Source organism: Pseudomonas sp. P4_C8, assembly GCF_056401975.1.
On sequence record NZ_JBFUIH010000001.1, the window covers coordinates 72,577 to 94,485 of the forward strand.

Genomic DNA, 21,909 nt, shown 5'->3' on the forward strand with positions numbered 1-21,909 from the left:
GGGCTTTTTATTGGGCTGTTCGGCCTTCAGGCATAGCTTTTGAGGGCCATAGGTGGAATAAATGCCTCAAGTTCATCCTCGACGGCTTCAATGATTCGTTCGACATCCGCCGCATTCATGACCGTTGCGCAAGGAATACCGGCAATGGCGATCATGGTCTCGCCACTGGCACGATCAAACAACCGGGCGATCATGCTGCCCGGCGCGTCCATGCTCGCCTCAAATCCCATGGGATGAAAATGCCAGCGCATCAGCTGGCAGGCGTTTGGAAACGTAACTTTGCTGAAATACCCTTTATTCATATGTAGCCCGCCTTCTTCATCGAGCGCTTCCTTTAGCTCATGTTAGGAGGGGAAGAGCCTTCAATGGCTCAACCGATGACTGCTTTTAAAAGTAGCACTCGAATGTGAAATCCATGTGATTTTTTTTCGGCCGTTGGGCGGTTCGTAGAGTTTATTTGATGAAGGTCACCTGACCATTTTTTCAGCCATTGAACCCGGTGCAGAACTTCGGCAAGCTCGGCGTTTTCCCATCGAGACCTTTATGCACCCCGATGATGATGGGCCGCAGCAAACCCGGGCCACGGGCGAGACGGTCATGCGCTACCACTTGTGCTGGAAACACCGTGACCTGGACGGCGTCATGGCGCTTTATCACCCAGACATCCAGTACCACGATTTTTTCCAGAACCGCGTGATGGGGCTCGACGATCTGCGCGAGTACGTGCGCGTGAGCATGCCTCGCAACCTGGACGAAGCGCTGGAACATTCGGACCGAATTCGCCTGGATGGCAACACCGCATTTATTCAGTACCGGATGACGTTGCGTGGCGGTGAGGGGCTGGTGTCCTTTCATACCAGCGAGGCGATCACAGTCCGTGACGGGTTGATCTGGCGGGTCAACGAATACGCCACGCTGGTCCACGAGCAGCCGCTTCGCAAGGCAACCAAAACGCTGCGTCCGGCCGTCAGTCGACTCGGCCTGTCCCCGCGCCAGTTGAGTTTCATGGCCGATGACTTGCAACAGTATTTCCAGCACCAGCAACCTTATCTGGACCCCGAGCTCGACCTGCAACGGGTAGCGAAGGAGTGCGGCTACAGTCGCAACCAGATTTCCTACCTGTTGAATCAAGTGCTGGGCCAGAGTTTCTATCGCTATGTTAACCAGGCGCGCCTGCAGCATTTGCTCGGCACGCTGGACACCGCCACACCGCCGATACGCGTCGACGAGCTGGCATTTGCCGCGGGCTTCAATTCGCTGTCGGCGTTTTACACCTGTTTTCGCCAGCACACCGGTCTGACGCCCAAGGCGTACACCAAACAAATTTCCTTGCGTGCACGCGCGCAAGACAGCCCCTGAGCCCACGCACTAGGATCGACGCCATCGAAGTTTGAGTGGCGGAGTCTTGCATGTCGGCGTGGCGCACTATCAGTTTATGGATGGATCAACTCGACGAGCCGTTATTGGCCCGTCCGGCGCTGGAACACGATCTGGACGTCGACGTGGCAATCATTGGCGCGGGATATACCGGGCTCTGGACCGCGTATTACCTCAAGCGTCTGGCCCCGGGCCTGGACATCGCCATTGTCGAAGCGCAAACCGCTGGTTTCGGCGCCTCGGGCCGTAATGGCGGCTGGTTGATGGGCAACCTGTTGGGTGAAGACCGCTTGCTCGCCGGGTTGTCCCCGGAGCAGCGCCGCGCCTCATTCGACTTGCTGCACAGCATTCCTGATGAAGTAGAAGTCGTTCTGGAGCGTGAAGGCATCGCCTGCGATTACCGCAAAGGCGGGGTACTTTACTGCGCCGCACGCTACCCCGAGCAGGAAGCCAGCCTGCGCCGCTATCTGGATGATCTCTACCGCCAGGGCCTGACCGAAAGTGACTACCGCTGGCTCAGCCCCGAGCAACTGGCGCAACAGATCAGAGTTGCGAAGCCTTATGGCGGTATCTATGCACCGCACGTTGCGACCATCCACCCGGCAAAGTTGGTGCGAGGCTTAGCACGGGCGGTGGAGAAAATGGGGGTCAGCATCTATGAAAACAGCGCCGTCACGCAGTGGCAGTCGGGGAGCTTGCGCACTGCCAAGGCGGCGGTTCGCAGTCGCTGGATTGTCCCGGCGGTAGAAGGTTACGCAACGACGTTGCCGCCGTTGGGGCGTTATCAAATGCCGGTGCAAAGCCTGATCGTTGCCACCGAACCACTGTCCGCTGCGACGTGGGACGAAATCGGCCTGAGTCGCGGCCAAGCCTTCAGCGAGAGCAGCCGTCAGGTGACCTACGGCCAACGCACCGCCGACAACCGCCTGGTGTTCGGGGCGCGGGGCGGCTACCAGTTTGCCGGCAAGTTACGCCATGACTTCGACCTGACGACCAGCGAAGTGGAGTTACGACGCTATCTGTTCGGCGAGCTCTTCCCGCAATTGAAGAATGTGCGGATTACCCACGCCTGGGGCGGAAATCTTGGCATGTCGCGGCGTTTCAAGCCGCACATGCTCTGTGATCACGCCAGCGGCATCGCCTTGTCCGGCGGTTATGGCGGGGAGGGCGTCGGTGCCAGCAACCTGGGCGGCAGAACCCTCGCCGACCTGATTCTTCAGCGCGATACCGAGTTGGTGCGCCAGCCTTGGGTCATGCCGCAGGGCGGACTCGACACGCTCAAGGCCTGGGAGCCGGAACCCTGCCGCTGGCTCGGTTACAACGCGATCATCCGCAGCTTCGTCCACGAAGACCAGACCCTGGCCAACCCGGCTACCGCACCCTGGCGCCGAAAGCTGGCCAGCGGGGTCGCGGGGTTCATGGAAGGTTTCATGCAGTAAACAACGCTTTTTCCATTGACAGGTACGCCCATGAGCATCACGCAATTCAAGAACACCGCCACCCTGAAGCTTGATGAATCCAATCCGGTCGCGGTGCCACTGGGAACACCCGTGGCAGTGGCCTCGACCACCAGCGTCGAACGCGATGATGGTGTCGAAACCGGTGTCTGGGAATGCACGCCCGGACGCTGGCGCCGGCAGATCGTGGCCCAGGAGTTTTGTCACTTCATCCAGGGCCGTTGCACCTTCACCCCGGACGATGGTGAACCCCTCTACATAGAAGCTGGCGATGCATTGATGTTGCCGGCTAACAGTCTCGGCATCTGGGATATCCAGGAAACTGTGCGCAAGACCTACGTTTTGATTTTTTGATCTTCTGATTGCCTGCCAATAACAAAAACCCCTACAGGAATCGACTCATGATCCGAAAGACACTGACACTGGCGCCACTTGCACTCGTCGCGACCCTTAGCCAGGCGGCCGAGACGGTCAAAATCTACAACTGGTCCGACTACATCGCCCCTGACACCACGAAAAACTTCCAGAAAGAAACCGGTATCGCCTTTACCTACGACGTCTACGACAGCAACGAAACCCTCGACGGCAAGTTGATGACCGGTAAATCAGGGTATGACGTGGTGTTTCCGTCCAACCATTTCATGGCGCGACAGATTGAAGGTGGCGCACTGAAGAAACTCGATAAAAATCAGCTGCCGAACTGGAAGAACCTCAACCCGGTGTTGCTCACAGCGTTGCAGACCAACGATCCGGGCAACGAGCATGGCTTTCCGTACCTGTGGGGCAGCACGGGTATCGGCTACAACATCGCCAAGGTCAAGGCCGTACTGGGTGACAATGCGCCCGTGGATTCCTGGGATCTGATTTTCAAACCCGAGAACATGGCAAAGCTGCAAAAGTGCGGCGTTGCCATCCTCGACAACGGCCCGGAACTCTTGCCCGCCGCCCTGAACTACCTGGGCCTGCCGCCTCACAGTAAAAACCCGGAAGATTATAAAAAGGCCGAAACGCTGCTGCTGAAAGTCCGTCCGTACGTGAGCTACTTCCATTCGTCCAAGTACACCAGCGACCTGGCCAATGGCGACATCTGCGTAGCGGTCGGCTTCTCCGGCGACATCCTGCAAGCCGAGAATCGGGCCAAGGAAGCCAACAACGGCGTCGACATCGGCTACGCCATTCCCAAGGAAGGCGCCGCCATCTGGTTCGACATGGTCGCCATGCCCGCCGACGCACCGGACGAGAAGGCCGGTTACGCCTTCATGAACTACCTGCTGCGGCCGGACGTCATGGCCAGCGTCAGCAACTACGTGCACTACGCAAACGGTAACGAACAGGCTGATAGCCTGATCGACCCGACGATCAAAAACGACACCAAGGTTTATCCGAGCCCTGAGATGATGGGCAAGCTGTTCGCGCTGGAGGCGATGCCGCTGAACATTGACCGGGTCCGTACGCGGGTGTGGAACAAGATTCGGACGGGGAGTTGAGGGTTCATAATTTGTAGTCATTGCCCCCAGTGACTTGGGTGGCTACACGGTAGATTCCAGGCTTCCTTTCAATTGATCAGGAGGCAATGGAATGCCAGTCGATACAAAAGCGGGTCACCTGCGCATTGGTCGTTTTTCGGAACCTGGGCGGATCTATCTACTAACGGCTGTCGTTCACCAACGACAGCCGTTTTTTGTTGATTGGCGATTGGGCAGGTTGGTTGTTCTGCAACTGCGCCAGGCACAAGAAGATGGATGGGCCGATTTTTTGACGTGGGTTGTGATGCCGGATCATTTGCATTGTCTGGTGCAGCTGCGGGACAAGACGCTGTCGGAGCTGATGTGTCGAATCAAATCCCGGAGCAGTCTTGCCGTCAACCAGGCATTGGGGCGGCGAGGGCGGCTATGGCAGAAGGGGTATCACGATCGTGCGGTTCGGTGGGAGGAGGATGTGAAGGATCTTGCTCGGTATGTCGTTGCGAATCCTGTCCGGGCAGGTTTAGTGACGCGCGTTCATGATTATCCACTTTGGGATGCGTGTTGGTTGTAAGTGTTTGACGACTGCTTCGCAGCCGAACGCAGCCTTCGGCAGCTGCTACAGGATTTTCGTACGCCGCGATCCTTGTAGCAGCTGGCGAAGCCTGCGTTCGGCTGCGCAGCAGTCGTTAAATATAAAATTCAATAAAGATATGGTTGATATCAATATAGTGGCGCTTATATTAAGCACTACCGTAATGTGAGACCTGTTCGACAAAAAACAACTTACCTATATTTAATATTTAAATAGCAAATTGTCAGACGATTTGCGCAAACGCACATACACAAGACAATCTTTCGACCCCACAAGCATTATTTCCGGGCATTTGCTGGATTTGCACAATTTGACGTCAAAAAAACACTAGACGTTTGATTTCGAATTGTGTCAGTTTTCTTTCGCCTTCATTGGGCGAGTGATAGGACGACCTCGCCAGAGATCGTCGCTATCTGACAAAAAACTGTTCCATAGCTAAACAAGGAAGTGTGTTTATGTCGAAAGTAAAAAACAATGCTATTGATCTAGCCGAACAGGCCATAACCCCCTTGCAAGCATTGGCTGCACCGAGTTCTGCGTATAACCAGATCGACAGCTTCAGCCATCAGTATGACCGCGGTGGCAATCTCACGGTCAATGGCAAACCGTCCTATTCCGTCGACCAGGCAGCCACCCAATTGCTGCGCGACGGTGCTGCCTACCAGGACAAGGACGGCAGCGGCAAAATCGAACTGACCTATACGTTCCTGACCTCGGCCTCGTCGAGCACCATGAACAAGCACGGGATTACCGGCTTCAGCCAGTTCAGTACGCAGCAAAAAGCCCAAGCGGTGCTCGCCATGCAATCCTGGGCCGATGTAGCCAACGTTACCTTCACCAATAAGTCTACGGGCGGTGACGGTCACATGACCTTCGGCAACTACAGTGGTGGCCAGGATGGCGCGGCGGCATTTGCCTATTTGCCGGGCACCGGTGCGGGTTATGACGGTACTTCCTGGTACCTGACCAACAGCAGCTACACGCCTAACAAGACGCCGGACCTGAACAATTACGGCCGTCAAACACTGACCCACGAAATCGGTCACTCGTTGGGCCTGGCCCACCCTGGCGACTACAACGCTGGCGAGGGTGCCCCGACTTACAATGACGCCACCTACGGGCAGGATACCCGCGGTTACAGCGTCATGAGCTACTGGAGTGAAAGCAATACCAGCCAGAACTTCAGCAAGGGCGGTGTCGAAGCGTATTCGTCCGGCCCGCTGATGGACGACATTGCAGCCATCCAGAAACTCTATGGAGCCAACACCACCACCCGTACCGGTGACACCACGTACGGCTTTAACTCCAACGCCGGTCGCGACTTCCTGAGCGCGTCTTCGTCGTCGGACAAGGTCGTGTTTTCGGTATGGGATGCAGGCGGCAAAGATACCCTGGACTTCTCCGGATTCACCCAAAACCAGAAAATCAACCTCAATGAAGCCTCGTTCTCCGACGTTGGCGGCCTGGTGGGCAACGTTTCCATTGCCAAGGGTGCAATCATCGAGAACGCGACCGGCGGTTCGGGCAACGACCTGCTGATTGGCAATGGTATCGCCAACGAACTGAAGGGCGGTGCCGGCAACGACATCCTCTACGGCGCCGGCGGTGCGGACAAGCTGTTGGGCGGTACCGGTTCGGACACGTTTGTGTTCGCTGCCAGCAGCGACTCCAAGCCAGGTGTCGCCGACCAGATCCTCGACTTTGTCAGCGGCCTGGACAAGATCGACCTGACCGGTATCACCCAAGGCGCAGGCCTGCATTTCGTGAGCTCGTTCACTGGTGCGGCAGGTGATGCCGTGTTGACCACCTCAGGCGGCAGTAGCCTGTTGTCGGTGGACTTCTCCGGGCACGGCGTGGCTGATTTCCTGGTCAGCACCGTCGGCCAGGCGGCGTACTCGGACATCGCAGCCTGATGTAAGGCGATAAGGAGGGTGGCGCCGATGCGCTGCCCTCTGTGGCTGGAGTAAAACAAAGATGGCCTCTAAAGCCTGTGCCGCATGGCTCTTGGCGATGTTCATGATTTTTTTTGGAGAAGCAGCCATGGCGAGCAGCCTGAAATTGGCAGATCCCTCGGAACTGGCCGGCAAATGGCAGGCCACCCTGAGCACCCGGGACGACTCGCCAGAGACCCAGGCACTGCAGGACAAGCCTTCCAACGTCTGTGTCATCGAATTGCAGCTCAAGCAAACGCTGGGTGAGGGTGCCGATTGTTTAAGCGCATGGCTTGCAGGCGAAAAAGCCATCGGTTGGTTTCCCGAGCCGGATGGTATTGCGATCACCGGTAAAGAAGGCTCGAAGATTCTGTTTCTCAGTCGCCAACGTGATGGCTCCTATAGAGCAAACTTGAAATCCACGCTGGTCATAACACTCGTGCGTCAGGCGCATTAATTAAAACGCCGCGACTCGTGATAAAGACATCGCGCAATTAAGTTGTAGTTAGTTTGTAAGCGCTAGTGCGCCAAATGCACATTCGCGCCTGCGCGGACAGTGAATGGAAACTTCGTCAGTATGACGAGGAATAACACCTCAGGAAGAACCCATGAAGATGTCAAAGAGCCCGCTAAGTGCACCGTTATTCAAAGCATTGGGCGACTATAAGAGCATCCTGATCAGCGTTGGCTGTTTTACCGCGTTAATTAACGTGCTGATGCTGGTCCCGTCGATTTACATGCTGCAGGTCTACGACCGTGTGTTGTCTTCGCAAAATGAAACGACGCTCGCCATGCTGTCGTTGATGGTGGTCGGTTTCTTTGTCTTCATCGGTTTGCTTGAGATCGTCCGTAGTTTCATCGTCATCCGCATCGGTAGCCAACTGGAACGACGCTTCAACCTGCGGGTTTATCAAGCCGCGTTCGAGCGCAATCTGTTCAAAGGTGAGGGCAACGCCGGCCAGTCGCTGGGGGATCTGACGCACATCCGCCAGTTCGTCACCGGCCCAGCGCTGTTTGCCTTCTTCGATGCACCGTGGTTTCCGGTCTATCTGTTCGTGATCTACCTGTTCAACGTCTGGCTCGGTGTGTTCGCGACCGTGGGCGCGCTGGTGTTGATTGGCCTTGCGTGCCTGAACGAAGCAATGACCAAAAAGCCCCTGGGCGAAGCCGCCGGTTTTTCCCAGAAGTCCAGCCAATTGGCCACCAGTCACTTGCATAACGCCGAAACCATTCAGGCGATGGGTATGCTGGGTGCGCTACGCAAGCGCTGGTTTGACGTGCATTCACGTTTTCTCGGCTTGCAGAACCAGGCCAGCGACACCGGCGCGGTCATCAGTTCCCTGAGCAAAACCTTGCGTTTGTGCCTGCAATCCCTGGTCCTGGGGCTGGGCGCGCTGCTGGTGATCAAGGGCGACATGACCGCCGGGATGATGATTGCCGGTTCGATTTTGATGGGCCGCGTCCTGAGCCCCATCGATCAGTTAATTGCCGTATGGAAACAGTGGAGCGGCGCCAAGCTGGCCTACCGTCGTCTGGACGCGTTGCTGCAAGCCTTTCCACCGAGTGACGAGGCCATGGCGCTGCCGGCGCCGAAAGGGCAAATCACCTTCGAACAGGTCAGCGCCGCGCCGCCGGGTCAGCGTGCTGCGACGCTGCACCTGGTCAACTTCAACCTTGGCGCAGGGGAAGTGATGGGCGTGCTGGGTGCTTCCGGCTCAGGCAAATCGACACTGGCCCGGGTGCTGGTCGGCGTGTGGCCCACCCTCGGCGGCACGGTTCGACTCGACGGCGCGGACATTCATCGCTGGAACCGCGACGACCTCGGCCCCTACATTGGCTATCTGCCGCAAGACATCGAATTGTTCAGCGGCAGCATTGCCGAAAACATCGCCCGCTTTCGCGAAACCGATCCACAAAAAGTCGTTGAAGCCGCGCAACAGGCCGGCGTCCACGAACTGATCCTGCGCATGCCGCAAGGCTACGACACAGTGCTGGGCGAGGACGGCAGCGGTTTGTCCGGCGGCCAGAAGCAACGTGTGGCTCTGGCTCGCGCCCTGTATGGCAGCCCGCGTCTAGTGGTGCTGGACGAACCGAACTCCAACCTCGACACCGTGGGCGAAGCCGCGTTGGCCAGCGCCATCGCGCACATGAAAGCGCAAGGCACCAGTGTGATTCTGGTTACCCACCGTTCTTCGGCGCTGGCTCAGGCCGACAAACTGCTGGTGCTTAACGACGGGCGCTTGCAGGCGTTCGGCCCGAGCCAGGAGGTATTGAAAGCACTGTCCGGCGCCCAGGAACAACAGCGGGAAAAAGCGCCGCAGGCACCCGGCGGACTGAGCATGAGCCGACAGTATCAGCCCTCGACAAGGAGTTCGGGCGTATGAATCACCGCAACGAAGCCACGATGGAACACGACTGCATCGCCGAACGCCCCGAGCACGATGCGCGCTTCTTCGCCCGCATGGGCTGGATTCTGGCGATTGTCGGCGCCGGGAGTTTCTTCACCTGGGCCAGCCTCGCGCCGCTTGATCAAGGCATTCCGGTGCAGGGCACGGTCGTGGTATCGGGCAAGCGCAAAGCCGTGCAATCGATGAGCCCCGGTGTGGTCAGCCGGATTCTGGTGCGTGAGGGTCAAGTGGTGAAGCTGGGCCAGCCGCTGTTCCAACTCGACCAGACTCAGGTCGCGGCTGACGTCGATTCGCTACAGGCGCAGTACCGCATGGCCTGGGCCAGCGTTGCGCGCTGGGAAAGCGAACGGGACAACCTCAAGCAAGTGAATTTCCCGGCCGAACTGAGCAAGGACGCTGACCCGCGACTGGCATTGGTGCTCGAAGGCCAGCGGCAATTGTTCAGCAGCCGTCGCGAAGCCTATTTCCGCGAGCAGGGCGGATTGCGCGCCAACATGGAAGGCGCCGCCGCGCAATTGGCTGGCATGCGTCGCGCGCGTACCGACCTGACGGCCCAGGCCAACTCGCTGCAACAACAACTGAGCAATCTTCAGCCCTTGGCGGATAACGGCTACATCCCGCGCAACCGGCTGATGGAATACCAGCGTCAACTGTCGCAAGTGCAGCAGCAACTGGCCGAGAACGCCGGCGAAAGTGGTCGGGTGGAGCAGGGCATCCTCGAAGCGAAACTCAAGCTGCAACAGCACATCGAGGAGTATCAGAAAGAGGTCCGCACCCAACTGGCCGACGCGCAACTCAAGAGCGTGACCCTCAAGGAGCAACTGACCTCCGCCGGGTTCAATTTGCAACACAGCGAGATCATCGCCACCGCCGACGGCATCGCGGTCAACCTGGGGGTGCACACCGAAGGCGCGGTGGTGCGCCAGGGCGACACCTTGCTGGAAATTGTGCCCCAGGGCACCCACCTGGAAGTGGAAGGGCACTTGCCGATCAATCTGGTCGACAAGGTCGGCACCCATTTGCCCGTGGACATCTTGTTCACCGCGTTTAACCAAAGCCGCACGCCGCGAGTGCCCGGCGAAGTCAGCCTGATCTCTGCCGACCAGATGGTCGACGAAAAAACCGGCGCGCCGTACTACGTGCTGCGCAGCAGTGTCAGTGACCAGGCCATGGAAAAGCTCAATGGCCTGGTGATCAAACCGGGCATGCCGGCGGAAATGTTCGTGCGTACGGGTGAACGTTCACTCCTCAACTATCTGTTCAAACCGCTGCTCGACCGGGCAGGCTCCGCGTTGACCGAGGAATAAGGATGTTCGGTTGTATGAATAAGCTTTCCAGGCTCGTAGCGACCCTGACGTTGCTGACGTGCAACAGCGTGATGGCCATGGGGCCGTTCGATATTTACGAGCAAGCGTTGCGCAATGACCCGGTGTTCCTGGGCGCGCTCAAGGAGCGTGATGCCGGTCTTGAAAACCGCATCATCGGCCGTGCTGGCTTGCTGCCAAGGGTGGCGTACAACTACAACAAGGGGCGCAACTCGTCCAAGGCCACTTACCTCAATGAGTACAGGCAGAATAAGACGGATGACCGCAATTACAGCAGTTACGGTTCGACCTTGACCCTGCAACAGCCTTTGATCGATTACGAAGCCTACGCGGCGTATCGCAAAGGCGTGGCCCAGTCGTTGTTTGCCGATGAAGCCTTTCGCGGCAAGAGCCAGCAATTGCTGGTGCGTGTGTTGGAGAACTACACCAAGGCGTTGTTTGCTCAGGATCAGATCGACATTGCGTTGGCCAGGAAGAAAGCCTACGAACAGCAGTTCCAGCAGAACGAGCAGATGTTTCACCAGGGCGAAGGCACTCGCACCGATATTCTTGAGGCCGAGTCCCGTTACGAACTGGCCACCGCTGAAGAGATCGAGGCGCGCAACGAGCAGGACGCGTCCTTGCGCGAACTTGGCGCGCTGATTGGCGTGCCGGTGATCGACATCACAGACCTGGCGCCGCTGGCCCCGCACTTCCAGACCTTCAGCCTGCAACCGGCCAACTACGACACCTGGCACGAAATGGCCGTGGCCAACAACCCGAACCTGGCCTCCCAGCGCCAGGCGGTGGAAGTGGCGCGTTACGAAGTCGAACGCAACCGCGCCGGGCATCTGCCGAAAGTCAGTGCCTATGCTTCGGTGCGCCAGAACGAATCGGAAAGCGGCAACACCTATAACCAGCGCTACGACACCAACACCATTGGCATCGAAGTCAACGTGCCGCTGTATGCCGGCGGCGGGGTGTCGGCGTCCACACGCCAGGCCAGCCGCAGCATGGAACAGGCCGAGTACGAACTGGATGGCAAGACTCGCGAAACCCTGATCGAGCTACGCCGACAGTTCAGCGCCTGCCTGTCCGGTGTAAGCAAGCTGAGCGCCTACCAAAAGGCCCTGACGGCTGCCGAAGCGCTGGTGGTGTCGACCAGGCAAAGCATCCTGGGCGGCGAACGCGTCAACCTGGATGCGCTGAACGCCGTACAACAACTATTTACCACCCGCCGCGATCTGGCGCAGGCACGCTACGACTACTTGATGGCCTGGACCCGGTTGCACTACTACGCCGGAACGTTGAATGAACAGGATCTGGCCAGGGTCGACGAAGCGTTCGGCCAGGGCCCGAGGACCTAATGATGGACCTGTAGCAGCCTTCGGCAGCTGCTACAGGGAGATGCGGTGCTGCTCCCAACGGGAAACCAGAATTCTAAAAACGCCAAAAAAGCGAGTAGTCATGAACAAGGAAGTCTCCAATAACCCGATCTCGGTAGGCACACTCTTGTTGCTGGTGTCAGCAATGCCTGGCGCTGCGCAGGCTGCCTACCTGGAAACCGGCCAACCCGGCGATGCCGCCAGTTGGCGCAGCGCAGAATTCCAGCGCGACTGGGGCCTGGCCCGCATGCAGGCGGATCAGGCGTACGCCGCCGGTATCACCGGCAAAGGCGTGAAAGTCGGCGAACTTGATTCCGGTTTCGATGCCACCCATCCCGAATTCGCCACCGACCGTTACCACGCGGTGACCGCCAGCGGCAGCTATGTCGACGGTACTGTGTTCAATGTCAACGGCACGCTCAACCCCAACAACGATTCTCACGGCACCCATGTCGCTGGCACCATCGGTGCCTCTCGCGATGGCATCGGTATGCACGGCGTGGCGTATAACGCGCAGCTCTTTGTCGGCAACACCAACAAGAATGACAGTTTCCTGTTCGGTCCCAATCCCGATCCGCACTATTTCAAAGCGGTCTACAACGCCCTGGCCGATGCGGGTGTGCGAGCGATCAACAACAGTTGGGGCAGCCAGCCGCCGGACGTCAGTTACCGCACCCTCGACGACTTGCACGCGGCCTACGCCCAACACTGGAACAAAGACACCTGGATGGATGCCGCGGCTGACGTTTCGCGGCGTGGCGTAATCAACGTGTTCAGCGCCGGCAATAGCGGCTATCCGAACGCCAGCGTGCGCTCGGCGTTGCCGTATTTTCAGCCGGATCTGGAGGGCCATTGGTTAGCGGTATCGGGGCTGGATCAAGGCAATCAGCAGAAATACAACCAGTGCGGGCTCGCCAAGTATTGGTGCATCACCACGCCCGGCGCGAAGATCGACAGCACCATTCCCGATGGTGGTTACGCGATCAAGTCCGGCACCTCGATGGCAGCGCCGCATGCGACCGGCGCACTGGCGCTGGTGATGGAACGTTACCCGTACATGAGCAACCAACAGGCACTTGAAACGCTGTTGACCACGGCCACTCAACTCGATGGTTCGATCACCGATGCACCAAACGCTCGAGTTGGCTGGGGCGTGGCCAACCTTGATCGGGCGATGCGCGGGCCGGGACAATTGCTTGGGCGTTTCGATGCCAATCTGGGGGCAGGGCAGAGCGATGTCTGGAGCAATGGCATCACGGACAAGGCATTGATTCAACGTCAATCAGAAGACCTCGCCGAACGCAGTGCCTGGCAGCAGACGCTGAAAAACAGAGGCTGGGAAAACGGCGTGCCGGTGAGCGCCAGTCAACAGGATCAGACGGATTACGCGGTAGGCATGACGCGTGATGCCGCTGCCGCCAGTCGCGTTTACGAAGGCAGCCTGATCAAGTCCGGTGCCGGGCAGCTGATGTTGACCGGCGACAATACCTATCGCGGACCGACCACGGTCAACGAAGGCTTACTCGCGGTCAACGGCTCACTGACCTCCCGTGTGACCGTCAATGACGGCGGTACGCTCGGTGGTTCGGGGCGCATCGGTGCGTTGAGCGCCAATCGCGGCGCAACGGTGGCGCCCGGCAATTCAATCGGCACCTTGCAGGTCACGGGTGACGTGACGTTCGCGCCGGGTTCGACTTACGCGGTCGAACTCTCGTCCACCAGCAGTGATCGCATTGTGGCGGGTGGTACTGCCACGCTTGGCGGCGCGACGGTGACGCTGTCACTGGAAAACAGCCCGACCCTGCTCAGCGCCACCGAAGTGCAAAGCCTGCTGGGGCATCAATACGCCATCCTGCAAGCCGCTGGCGGTATTCAAGGCCAGTTCGGCGCGGTGTTGCCCAACTATCTGTTTATTGGCGGCAGCCTCGATTACGCCGCGAGCGGTGTTCAACTGAGTGTCGAACGCAACGACACGTCTTTCGCCAGCGTCGGGCAAACGCCCAATCAACGCGCCGTTGCCACTGCCGTTGAAGGGCTGGGGGCGGGGAATCCAGTCTACGAAAGCCTGTTGCTGTCACCGTCCGCCAGTTCGGCACAACAGGCGTTCCAGCAGTTGTCCGGCGAAATCTACCCAGCGCTGGCTTCGGTGCTGGTCAATGACAGTCGTTACGTGCGTGATGCCGTGGGTGAACGCCTGGTGGAGGCCAAAGGCACTCAAAGCAATGGCTGGATCAAGGCGCTGGGTGCCTGGGGCAAGACTGATGACCGCAATGACACCGCCGGATATACGACGTCGATTGGCGGCTTGCTCGCCGGTGTCGATGGGGCACTGGATGAGCAAACGCGCATCGGGCTGGTCACCGGTTACAGCGGCAGCTCGGTGAACATGGGTTCGGGCACGCATTCATCGGCCCAGGTCGACAGTTATCACCTTGGCGCTTACGCCGGCCGCGAGTCGGGTGCCTGGCGTCTGAGCGCTGGCGGTGCCTACAGCTGGCATCGCGCCGACGTCAAACGTGACCTGCAATACGGCGAAGTCAGCGCCAGGCAGAAAACCAAAATCGATGCCGGCACCACCCAGGTGTTTGGCGAAGCGGCGTATCGGCTGAACCTGCAACCCTTGGCTCTGGAGCCTTTTGCCAATCTGGCCTACGTGCACCTCGACACTGAAGGTTTCACCGAGAAAGGTGATGCGGCCGCACTGAAAAGCAGCGGTGACACGCGTGACGCGGTGCTCAGCACGTTGGGTGCGCGCGCGCTGAAAACTGTGAACCTGTCCGCACAGCAGCAGCTGGACCTGAGCGCGAGCCTGGGTTGGCAACACAACCTGAGCAATACCGATTCCGAGGAACACCTGGCGTTCGCCAGCGGCAGCACGCCGTTTTTGGTGGAAAGCTCACCCATGGTGCCTGATGCAGCACTGGTCGGCGCCCATGCCAGCCTGGCCCTGAGCCGGGACATGCGCTTGAACCTTGATTACACCGGGCAACTGGCCAACCGCGAGAACATCCACGGAGTAGGGCTCAGCCTCAATTGGCAGTTTTAACGCGCCCCCTGTAGCAGCTGGCGCAGCCTGCGTCCGGCTGCGCAGCAGTCGTAAACCCTGAGTGATTTTGCGACTGCTTCGCAGCCGGACGCAGCCTTCGGCAGCTGCTACAGGGATGTGGGTGAATTTGAATGTGCTTTTCAAGGCACAGGGATTTTGGCAACACAACTAAGGACGGTAGCGGGATGAATAACAAACACAACACACTGACCGTGCTCTGCGCACTGGCGACAATCGGCACTGCACACGCCGAGCCTTACGTGGAAAACGGTAGCGCGGGCGACCCCAACAGCTGGCGCAGCGCCGAATTCAACGCTGACTGGGGCCTGGGCGCGATCAACGCTCAAGAGGCCTACGCCGCCGGTTATAGCGGCAAGGGCGTGAAACTGGGGATCTTCGACCAACCGGTTTACGCCCAGCACCCGGAGTTTTCCGGTGCCAATAAAGTGATCACGCTGGTCACCAGCGGCATCCGCGAATACACCGACCCGTACATTCCGGTCAAAGCCGGGGAGGCGTTTCGGTATGACGGCACGCCCACCGTCGGCTCCAACGGCAAGCTCGGTGCCCACGGCACCCACGTTGGCGGGATCGCAGCCGGCAGCCGCGATGGCGGCCCGATGCATGGCGTGGCGTTTGGCGCGCAAATCATCAGCGCCGATAACGGCGACCCGGGCCCGGAGGACGGCATTATTCGCGGCAACGACGGCGCGGTGTACAAGGCCGGTTGGGATGCCCTGATCGCCAGCGGCGCGCGGATCATCAACAACAGCTGGGGCATAGGCATTACTGATCGCTTCGACCTCGGCGGACGCGACCCGGCGTACCCGCATTTCACCGTGCAGGATGCGCAGTTGCAGTTCAACGAGATCCAGCCACTGCTCGGGACCAAACCGGGCGGTGCCTATGACGGTGCAATGGCTGCCGCACGTAGCGGCATCGTGACGATCTTCGCCGCTGGCAACGACTACAACCTCAACAATCCGGATGCCATTGCCGGCCTGGGCTATTTCGTTCCGGAAATTGCGCCGAACTGGGTCACCGTCGCGGCGTTGCAAAAGAACCCGGACCTCACCAGCCCGACCCCCTACACCATCAGTACGTTCTCATCGCGATGCGGCTACACCGCCAGCTTTTGCGTGTCTGCGCCAGGCAGCAAAATTTACAGCTCGGTTATCGGTGGCACCAACGCCGAGAACCTCACCACCGATTACGCCAATTACAACGGCACTTCGATGGCGGCGCCGCATGTCGCAGGCTCCATGGCTGTGCTGATGGAACGCTTCCCGTACATGACCGGTGCTCAGGTCGCCAGCGTGCTGCGCACCACAGCCACTGACCTGGGCGCACCGGGTGTCGACGCATTGTACGGCTGGGGCATGATCAACTTGCGCAAAGGCATTGATGGCCCGGGGATGTTGGTCACCGAGCAGGACATTCCCGAAGAATTCCGCATTCAGGGCGCCTACGGCTCCAGCCAGTTTGTTGCCGATTTACCAGGCATCGGCGCGATCATCGACGCCGGCAAACCCACCGAGCGTGTGTGCAACGATGTGCACTGCGGGCTCGATGTCTGGCGCAACGACATCGCCGGTCATGGCGGCCTGACCAAGCAGGGTATTGGTACGCTGGTCTTGTCTGGCGCCAACACCTACGCCGGACCGACGCTGGTCAATCAGGGCCGATTGGCGATCAACGGTTCGCTGGCTTCAACGGTCACCGTCAATGACAGCGGGATCCTCGGCGGCAACGGTCACATCGGCGGATTGACCGCCAAACGCGGCGGCACCGTGGCGCCGGGCAATTCCATCGGCACCTTACAAGTGGCGGGCGATGTAACCTTCGAGCCAGGCTCGACGTACGCCGTGGAATTATCGACCACCAGCAGTGACCAGATCGTCGCCGGCGGCAAAGCCGTGATCGACGGCGCCACCGTCAGCCTGTCCCTGGAAAACAGCCCGACGTTGCTGACCCCCCGCGAAGTGGAATCCCTGCTCGGCAATCAGTACACCATCCTGCAAGCGGCCGGCGGGATCGAAGGGCGCTTCGGTGCAGTGGTGCCCAATTATTTGTTCATTGGCGGATCGCTCGACTACTCGGCCACCGGCATTCAACTGGCCGTCGAACGTAACGCCACTTCCTTCGCCAGCGTCGGCCAGACACCGAACCAACGCGCCGTGGCCGCTGCCGCCGAACAACTGGGCGCAGGCAACGCGCTGTACGAAACCTTGCTGCTGTCGCCTACAGCCGCCGTCGCTCAGCAAGCCTTCCAGCAACTGTCCGGCGAGATTTATCCGGCCATCGGTACGCTGCTGGTCAACGACAGCCGTTACCTGCGCGATGCCGTCGGTGAGCGCTTGCGTGAACACGATCTGTTTGACGCCGCAGCGCCGACGGATGACCGCAGCAATGCCTGGCTCAAAGTGCTCGGTGCCTGGGGCAAGAGCGATGGCGGGCATGACAACGCCAGTTCCAACAGCTCCATCGGCGGCTTGCTGGCCGGGGTTGACGGTCTGATCACCGAAGACACACGACTGGGTTTCGTTACCGGTTATAGCGACAGCTCCTTGAGCATGGGCGATGGCACGCATTCGTCAGCCTCGGTCGACAGCTATCACTTGGGTGCTTACCTGGGCCATGAAATCGACGCACTGCGATTGAGTGTCGGCGGCGCTTATAGCTGGCATCGCATCGACGTGAAACGCGATCTGCAATTGGGTGACGTGAGCGGCAAACAAAAGTCCAAAAGCGATGCCACAACTGCGCAACTGTTTACTGAAGCGGCGTATCGCCTGGACGTGCAACCGTTGGCGCTGGAACCGTTCGCCAATCTGGCTTATGTGCACCTGAACAGCGACAGCTTCACCGAAAAAGGTGACGCGGCCGCACTCAAGGGCGCTGAAGACAACCGTGACGCCGTGCTTTCAACCCTGGGCCTGCGGGCGAGCAAAGCGATTGCCCTGTCGGACAAACAGCAGCTGGAACTGTCCGGCACGCTGGGCTGGCAGCACAACCTGAGCAGCACCCAGTCCGAAGATCACCTGGCGTTTGCCAACGGCAATACCGCGTTCAGCGTGCAAAGCGTGTCGCTGGACCGCAACGCCGCCGTGATCGGAGCCAGCGCCGGTTTGGCGGTGGCTCAGGATGTTCGTGTGAGCCTGGATTACAACGGCCTGCTTGGTTCCAACGAGAAAGACCACGGTGTGGGCCTGACGCTGGACTGGCAGTTCTGATCACGCAAAGGAAGCGACAACATGGGACTTTTTGATTACAAGCAGGCAGATGGCAAGGCGCTGTACAGCGATGCCATCGCGTTGACGCTGTATGCGTACACGCCGACGGGCCAGCCACTGCCCGCGACCGCGTGGGCACCGATACAAGCGACGGCATTGGGTTATCAAGGCAAGGTCGGCACACAGGGCACCTTTTATGGCGAGAAGGACGGTTTCACCAGTGCCGAGGCCGAAGTGCTTGGCAAATACGACGCGGCAGGCAAGCTGATCGGGATCGGCATAGCCTTTCGCGGCACCGGCGGCCTTGGGTATGGCGACACCTTTGGTGACATGAAAAACAACCTGCTGGCCGCCATCGGACCGGTGGATTATGCGAAGAACTACACGAAAAATGCGTTCGACACTTTGCTCAAGGACGTTGCCGCGTTTGCCATCGCCCATGGCATCACGGCCAAGGATGTGCTGGTCAGCGGTCACAGTCTTGGCGGGCTGGGGGTCAACAGCCTCGCCGAGCTGAGCGGTAACAACTGGGGCGGATTCTTCAAGGATGCCAACTACGTGGCCTTCGCCTCGCCGACCCAAAGTGCCACCGGCAACAACGTGCTGAACATCGGTTACGAGAACGATCCGGTCTTTCGCGTACTCGACGGCACCACGTTCAGCAGCGGTTCGCTGGGCAAGCACGACGGTCATCAAGAGTCGGCGACCAACAACATCGTCAACTTCAATGACCAGTACGCGTCCACCGCGCAAAATCTGGTGCCGTTCAGTATTCTGAACCCGCTGAACTGGTCGGCACACGGTTCGCTGGGGTACGCCGACGGTTTGAACCGGGTGATCGACTCGAGCTTCTACGACCTGACCAGCAAGGACTCGACGCTGATCGTTTCCAACCTGACGGAATCGGCCCGGGGTAAGACCTGGGTCGAGGACCTTGGTCGCAGCGGTGAGCTGCATACCGGCAGCACGTTCATCATCGGTACCGACAGCAACGATTTGCTCAAGGGTGGCGCCGGCAATGACTTCATCGAAGGCCGTGACGGCAACGACCGGTTCCGCGATGACGGCGGCTACAACATCCTGCTGGGCGGCAAGGGCAGCAATACCCTCGAATTGCAAAAGACGCTACAGAACTTCAGCGTAGCCAACGATGGCGACGGCACCCTGTATGTGCGCGATGCCTACGGCGGCATCAGCATGACCCGCGACATCGGCGCACTGGTCGGCAAGGAGTCCGGTTCGTGGTGGAGCACCCAGGACGTGACGTACAACGTCACCGCCAATGGTTTGCTCAACGGCACCGAGCTGACTCACTACAACCATTCGCTCAACGGTGACGCCTACGGCAACTCACTGGCGGCCAGCGTTGACGGGGACTGGTTGTTCGGCAATGCCGGCGACGACTTGTTGCGCAGCGACAAAAGCCACGTGACCTTCGTCGGTGGCACAGGCAATGACGCGATGCACACCGTCGGTGGCCAGAACACGTTCCTGTTCAGCGGCGCCTTCGGCTTCGATGCGATCAACGGCTACCAGGGTAGCGACAAACTGGTGTTCGTGGGCGTTCAAGGCGCGGGGCAGGGTTATGACTACACGCAGCATGTTTCGCAGGCGGGCCATGACACCGTGCTCAAGGTTGGTGACTTTGCGGTAACGCTGGTCGGCGTCGGGCTGGATAACCTGTCGGCTTCAGGCATCACGTTTGCGTAAAGGCAGCTTGCACTAAAGGCTCCGGGGCGCTTCGTGAGTGAGGCGTCCCGGTTGTGAGCCATCTCTGACAATTCCAACAAAAGAGAGGCAATACCAATGGGTGTGTACGACTACAAAAACTTCGGCGCAGCAGACTCCAAGGCGTTGTTCACCGACGCCATGGCAATCACGCTGTATTCCTATCACAACCTCGATAACGGCTTTGCTACCGGCTATCAGCACAACGGCTTTGGCCTGGGCTTGCCCGCGACATTGGTCACCGCGCTGCTGGGCGGCACCGACTCCCAGGGCGTCATCCCCGGCATACCCTGGAACCCCGATTCGGAAAAAGCGGCACTGGATGCGGTGCAAAAAGCCGGTTGGACACCGATCACCGCCTCGCAATTGGGCTATGACGGCAAGGTCGATGCGCGCGGAACCTTCTTTGGTGAGAAGGCCGGTTACACCACGGCGCAAGTCGAGATCCTCGGCAAGTACGATGCCCAGGGACACCTCACCGAAATCGGCATCGCCTTTCGCGGCACCAGCGGCCCAAGGGAAACCCTGATCAGCGACTCCATTGGCGATGTGATCAACGATTTGCTTGCGGCACTCGGACCCAAGGATTATGCGAAAAACTACGTCGGCGAAGCCTTCAGCAATCTGCTCGCCGATGTTGCGACGTTTGCCCAGGCCAATGGCCTGTCGGGCCAAAACGTCCTGGTCAGTGGCCATAGCCTCGGCGGCTTGGCGGTCAACAGCATGGCTGACTTGAGCACGGGCAAGTGGGGCGGGTTCTTCCAGGATTCCAGCTACATCGCCTACGCATCGCCGACCCAAAGCGGCACCGACAAAGTGCTCAACGTCGGCTATGAAAACGATCCGGTATTTCGCGCGCTTGACGGTTCATCGTTCAACCTGTCGTCGGTGGGCGTGCACGATGCCGCCAAAGCGTCGGCGACCGATAACATCGTCAGCTTCAACGATCACTACGCGTCGACGGCGTGGAATGTGTTGCCGTATTCCATCCTCAACATCCCGACCTGGATCTCGCATTTGCCCACTGCTTACGGCGATGGCATGAACCGGGTCATCGAATCGAAGTTCTACGACCTCACCAGCAAGGACTCGACGATCATCGTTGCCAATCTGTCCGACCCGGCGCGTGCCAACACTTGGGTTCAGGACCTCAATCGCAATGCTGAAACCCACAAGGGCAGTACGTTCATCATCGGCAGCGACGCCAACGACCTGATCCAGGGCGGTAAAGGCAACGACTATCTGGAGGGGCGCGACGGTAACGACACCTTCCGCGACGGTGGCGGCTACAACATCCTGCTCGGCGGCAAGGGCAACAATGTGCTGGAGTTGCAGCAGTCGGTGAAATCCGTGGAATTTGCCAATGATGGTGCTGGCACGTTGTATCTGCGCGATGCAGGTGGCGGTATCAGCATCACCCGTGACATTGGCAGCCTCGTCAGCAAGGAGCCGGGGTTCCTGTGGGGGTTGTTCAAAGATGACGTGACGCACAGTGTGACGGCCAATGGTCTTGTGGCCGGCAACAACCTGACCGCGTATGCCTCATCGGTGAAGGGCGGCACCGGGGCCGATACGCTCAAGGCGCAGGCGACCGGCGACTGGCTGTTTGGTCTGGACGGTAATGACCATCTGATCGGCGGCAGTGGTAACGATGTTTTTGTTGGCGGGACAGGGAATGACCTGCTGGAGTCAGGAGGCGGGGTCGATACGTTCCTGTTCAGTGGTGCGTTTGGTCAGGACCGGGTCGTGGGTTATCAGGCGAACGACAAACTGGTATTTGTTGGGGTTCAGGGGGTGGTGCCCAATGATGATGTTCGGGCGCATGCCGCGGCGGTGGGTCAGGACACGGTGCTGACGTTTGGCGGGGATTCGGTGACGTTGGTGGGGGTGGGGCTGGACAGTTTGTCGGGCTCAGGGATTGTGATTGCCTGATGGTTGAGTGGCGCCGGTAAGGGCCCCTTCGCGAGCAGGCTCGCTCCCAC

15 protein-coding genes are annotated in these 21,909 nt (G+C 59.3%); 14 read left to right on the forward strand and 1 reads right to left on the reverse strand.

The window, feature by feature from the left end:
* Positions 1 to 26 precede the first annotated feature (26 nt).
* Complete coding sequence (locus AC1DWM_RS00285; protein WP_223512483.1) at positions 27 to 302, reverse strand: DUF1652 domain-containing protein; 276 nt, start codon at positions 300 to 302, stop codon at positions 27 to 29.
* Between the two features lie 241 nt (positions 303 to 543).
* On the opposite strand from AC1DWM_RS00285, the gene AC1DWM_RS00290 reads away from it, so the two are divergent.
* The 14 genes from AC1DWM_RS00290 (at position 544) to AC1DWM_RS00355 (ending at position 21,859) form a co-directional block, all read left to right on the forward strand.
* Positions 544 to 1,359, forward strand: coding sequence for a helix-turn-helix domain-containing protein (locus AC1DWM_RS00290; protein ID WP_477794389.1), 816 nt, complete (start codon positions 544 to 546; stop codon positions 1,357 to 1,359).
* Between the two features lie 50 nt (positions 1,360 to 1,409).
* Positions 1,410 to 2,816: an NAD(P)/FAD-dependent oxidoreductase gene (locus tag AC1DWM_RS00295; RefSeq protein ID WP_477794390.1), complete on the forward strand. Its 1,407-nt coding sequence runs from the start codon at positions 1,410 to 1,412 to the stop codon at positions 2,814 to 2,816.
* Between the two features lie 30 nt (positions 2,817 to 2,846).
* Entirely contained in the window at positions 2,847 to 3,188 is a 342-nt protein-coding gene (locus AC1DWM_RS00300; RefSeq protein WP_223512476.1) for a cupin domain-containing protein, read from the forward strand.
* 47 nt (positions 3,189 to 3,235) lie between these two features.
* Positions 3,236 to 4,321 (forward strand): polyamine ABC transporter substrate-binding protein, encoded by a 1,086-nt coding sequence (locus AC1DWM_RS00305; protein ID WP_477794391.1) that lies wholly within the window; start codon positions 3,236 to 3,238, stop codon positions 4,319 to 4,321.
* Between the two features lie 91 nt (positions 4,322 to 4,412).
* Entirely contained in the window at positions 4,413 to 4,871 is a 459-nt protein-coding gene (locus tag AC1DWM_RS00310) for an REP-associated tyrosine transposase (RefSeq protein WP_223512471.1), read from the forward strand.
* A gap of 476 nt (positions 4,872 to 5,347) precedes the next feature.
* Complete coding sequence (locus tag AC1DWM_RS00315) at positions 5,348 to 6,805, forward strand: serralysin family metalloprotease (RefSeq protein ID WP_223512460.1); 1,458 nt, start codon at positions 5,348 to 5,350, stop codon at positions 6,803 to 6,805.
* A gap of 61 nt (positions 6,806 to 6,866) precedes the next feature.
* Entirely contained in the window at positions 6,867 to 7,280 is a 414-nt protein-coding gene (locus tag AC1DWM_RS00320; protein WP_223512456.1) for an AprI/Inh family metalloprotease inhibitor, read from the forward strand.
* A gap of 151 nt (positions 7,281 to 7,431) precedes the next feature.
* Positions 7,432 to 9,207, forward strand: a complete 1,776-nt coding sequence (locus AC1DWM_RS00325) for a type I secretion system permease/ATPase (RefSeq protein ID WP_477794392.1) — start codon at positions 7,432 to 7,434, stop codon at positions 9,205 to 9,207.
* A complete protein-coding gene (locus AC1DWM_RS00330; RefSeq protein ID WP_223512452.1) occupies positions 9,204 to 10,538 on the forward strand; it encodes an HlyD family type I secretion periplasmic adaptor subunit in 1,335 nt (444 codons plus the stop codon). Before AC1DWM_RS00325 ends, AC1DWM_RS00330 begins: the two co-directional genes overlap by 4 nt.
* 2 nt (positions 10,539 to 10,540) lie before the next feature.
* The gene (locus tag AC1DWM_RS00335) at positions 10,541 to 11,902 is read left to right on the forward strand and encodes a TolC family outer membrane protein (protein WP_223512451.1); all 1,362 of its coding nucleotides are present in this window, start codon (positions 10,541 to 10,543) and stop codon (positions 11,900 to 11,902) included.
* Positions 11,903 to 12,002: 100 nt separating this feature from the next.
* Complete coding sequence (eprS, locus tag AC1DWM_RS00340; protein ID WP_477794393.1) at positions 12,003 to 14,966, forward strand: autotransporter serine peptidase EprS; 2,964 nt, start codon at positions 12,003 to 12,005, stop codon at positions 14,964 to 14,966.
* A gap of 185 nt (positions 14,967 to 15,151) precedes the next feature.
* Positions 15,152 to 18,199 carry an autotransporter domain-containing protein gene (locus AC1DWM_RS00345; protein WP_477794394.1) on the forward strand — a complete coding sequence of 1,016 codons (3,048 nt, stop codon included), beginning with the start codon at positions 15,152 to 15,154 and terminating at the stop codon, positions 18,197 to 18,199.
* Positions 18,200 to 18,220: 21 nt separating this feature from the next.
* Positions 18,221 to 19,909: a polyurethane esterase gene (locus tag AC1DWM_RS00350; protein ID WP_477794395.1), complete on the forward strand. Its 1,689-nt coding sequence runs from the start codon at positions 18,221 to 18,223 to the stop codon at positions 19,907 to 19,909.
* A gap of 96 nt (positions 19,910 to 20,005) precedes the next feature.
* Positions 20,006 to 21,859, forward strand: coding sequence for a polyurethane esterase (locus tag AC1DWM_RS00355; RefSeq protein ID WP_223512429.1), 1,854 nt, complete (start codon positions 20,006 to 20,008; stop codon positions 21,857 to 21,859).
* Positions 21,860 to 21,909: the final 50 nt, after the last annotated feature.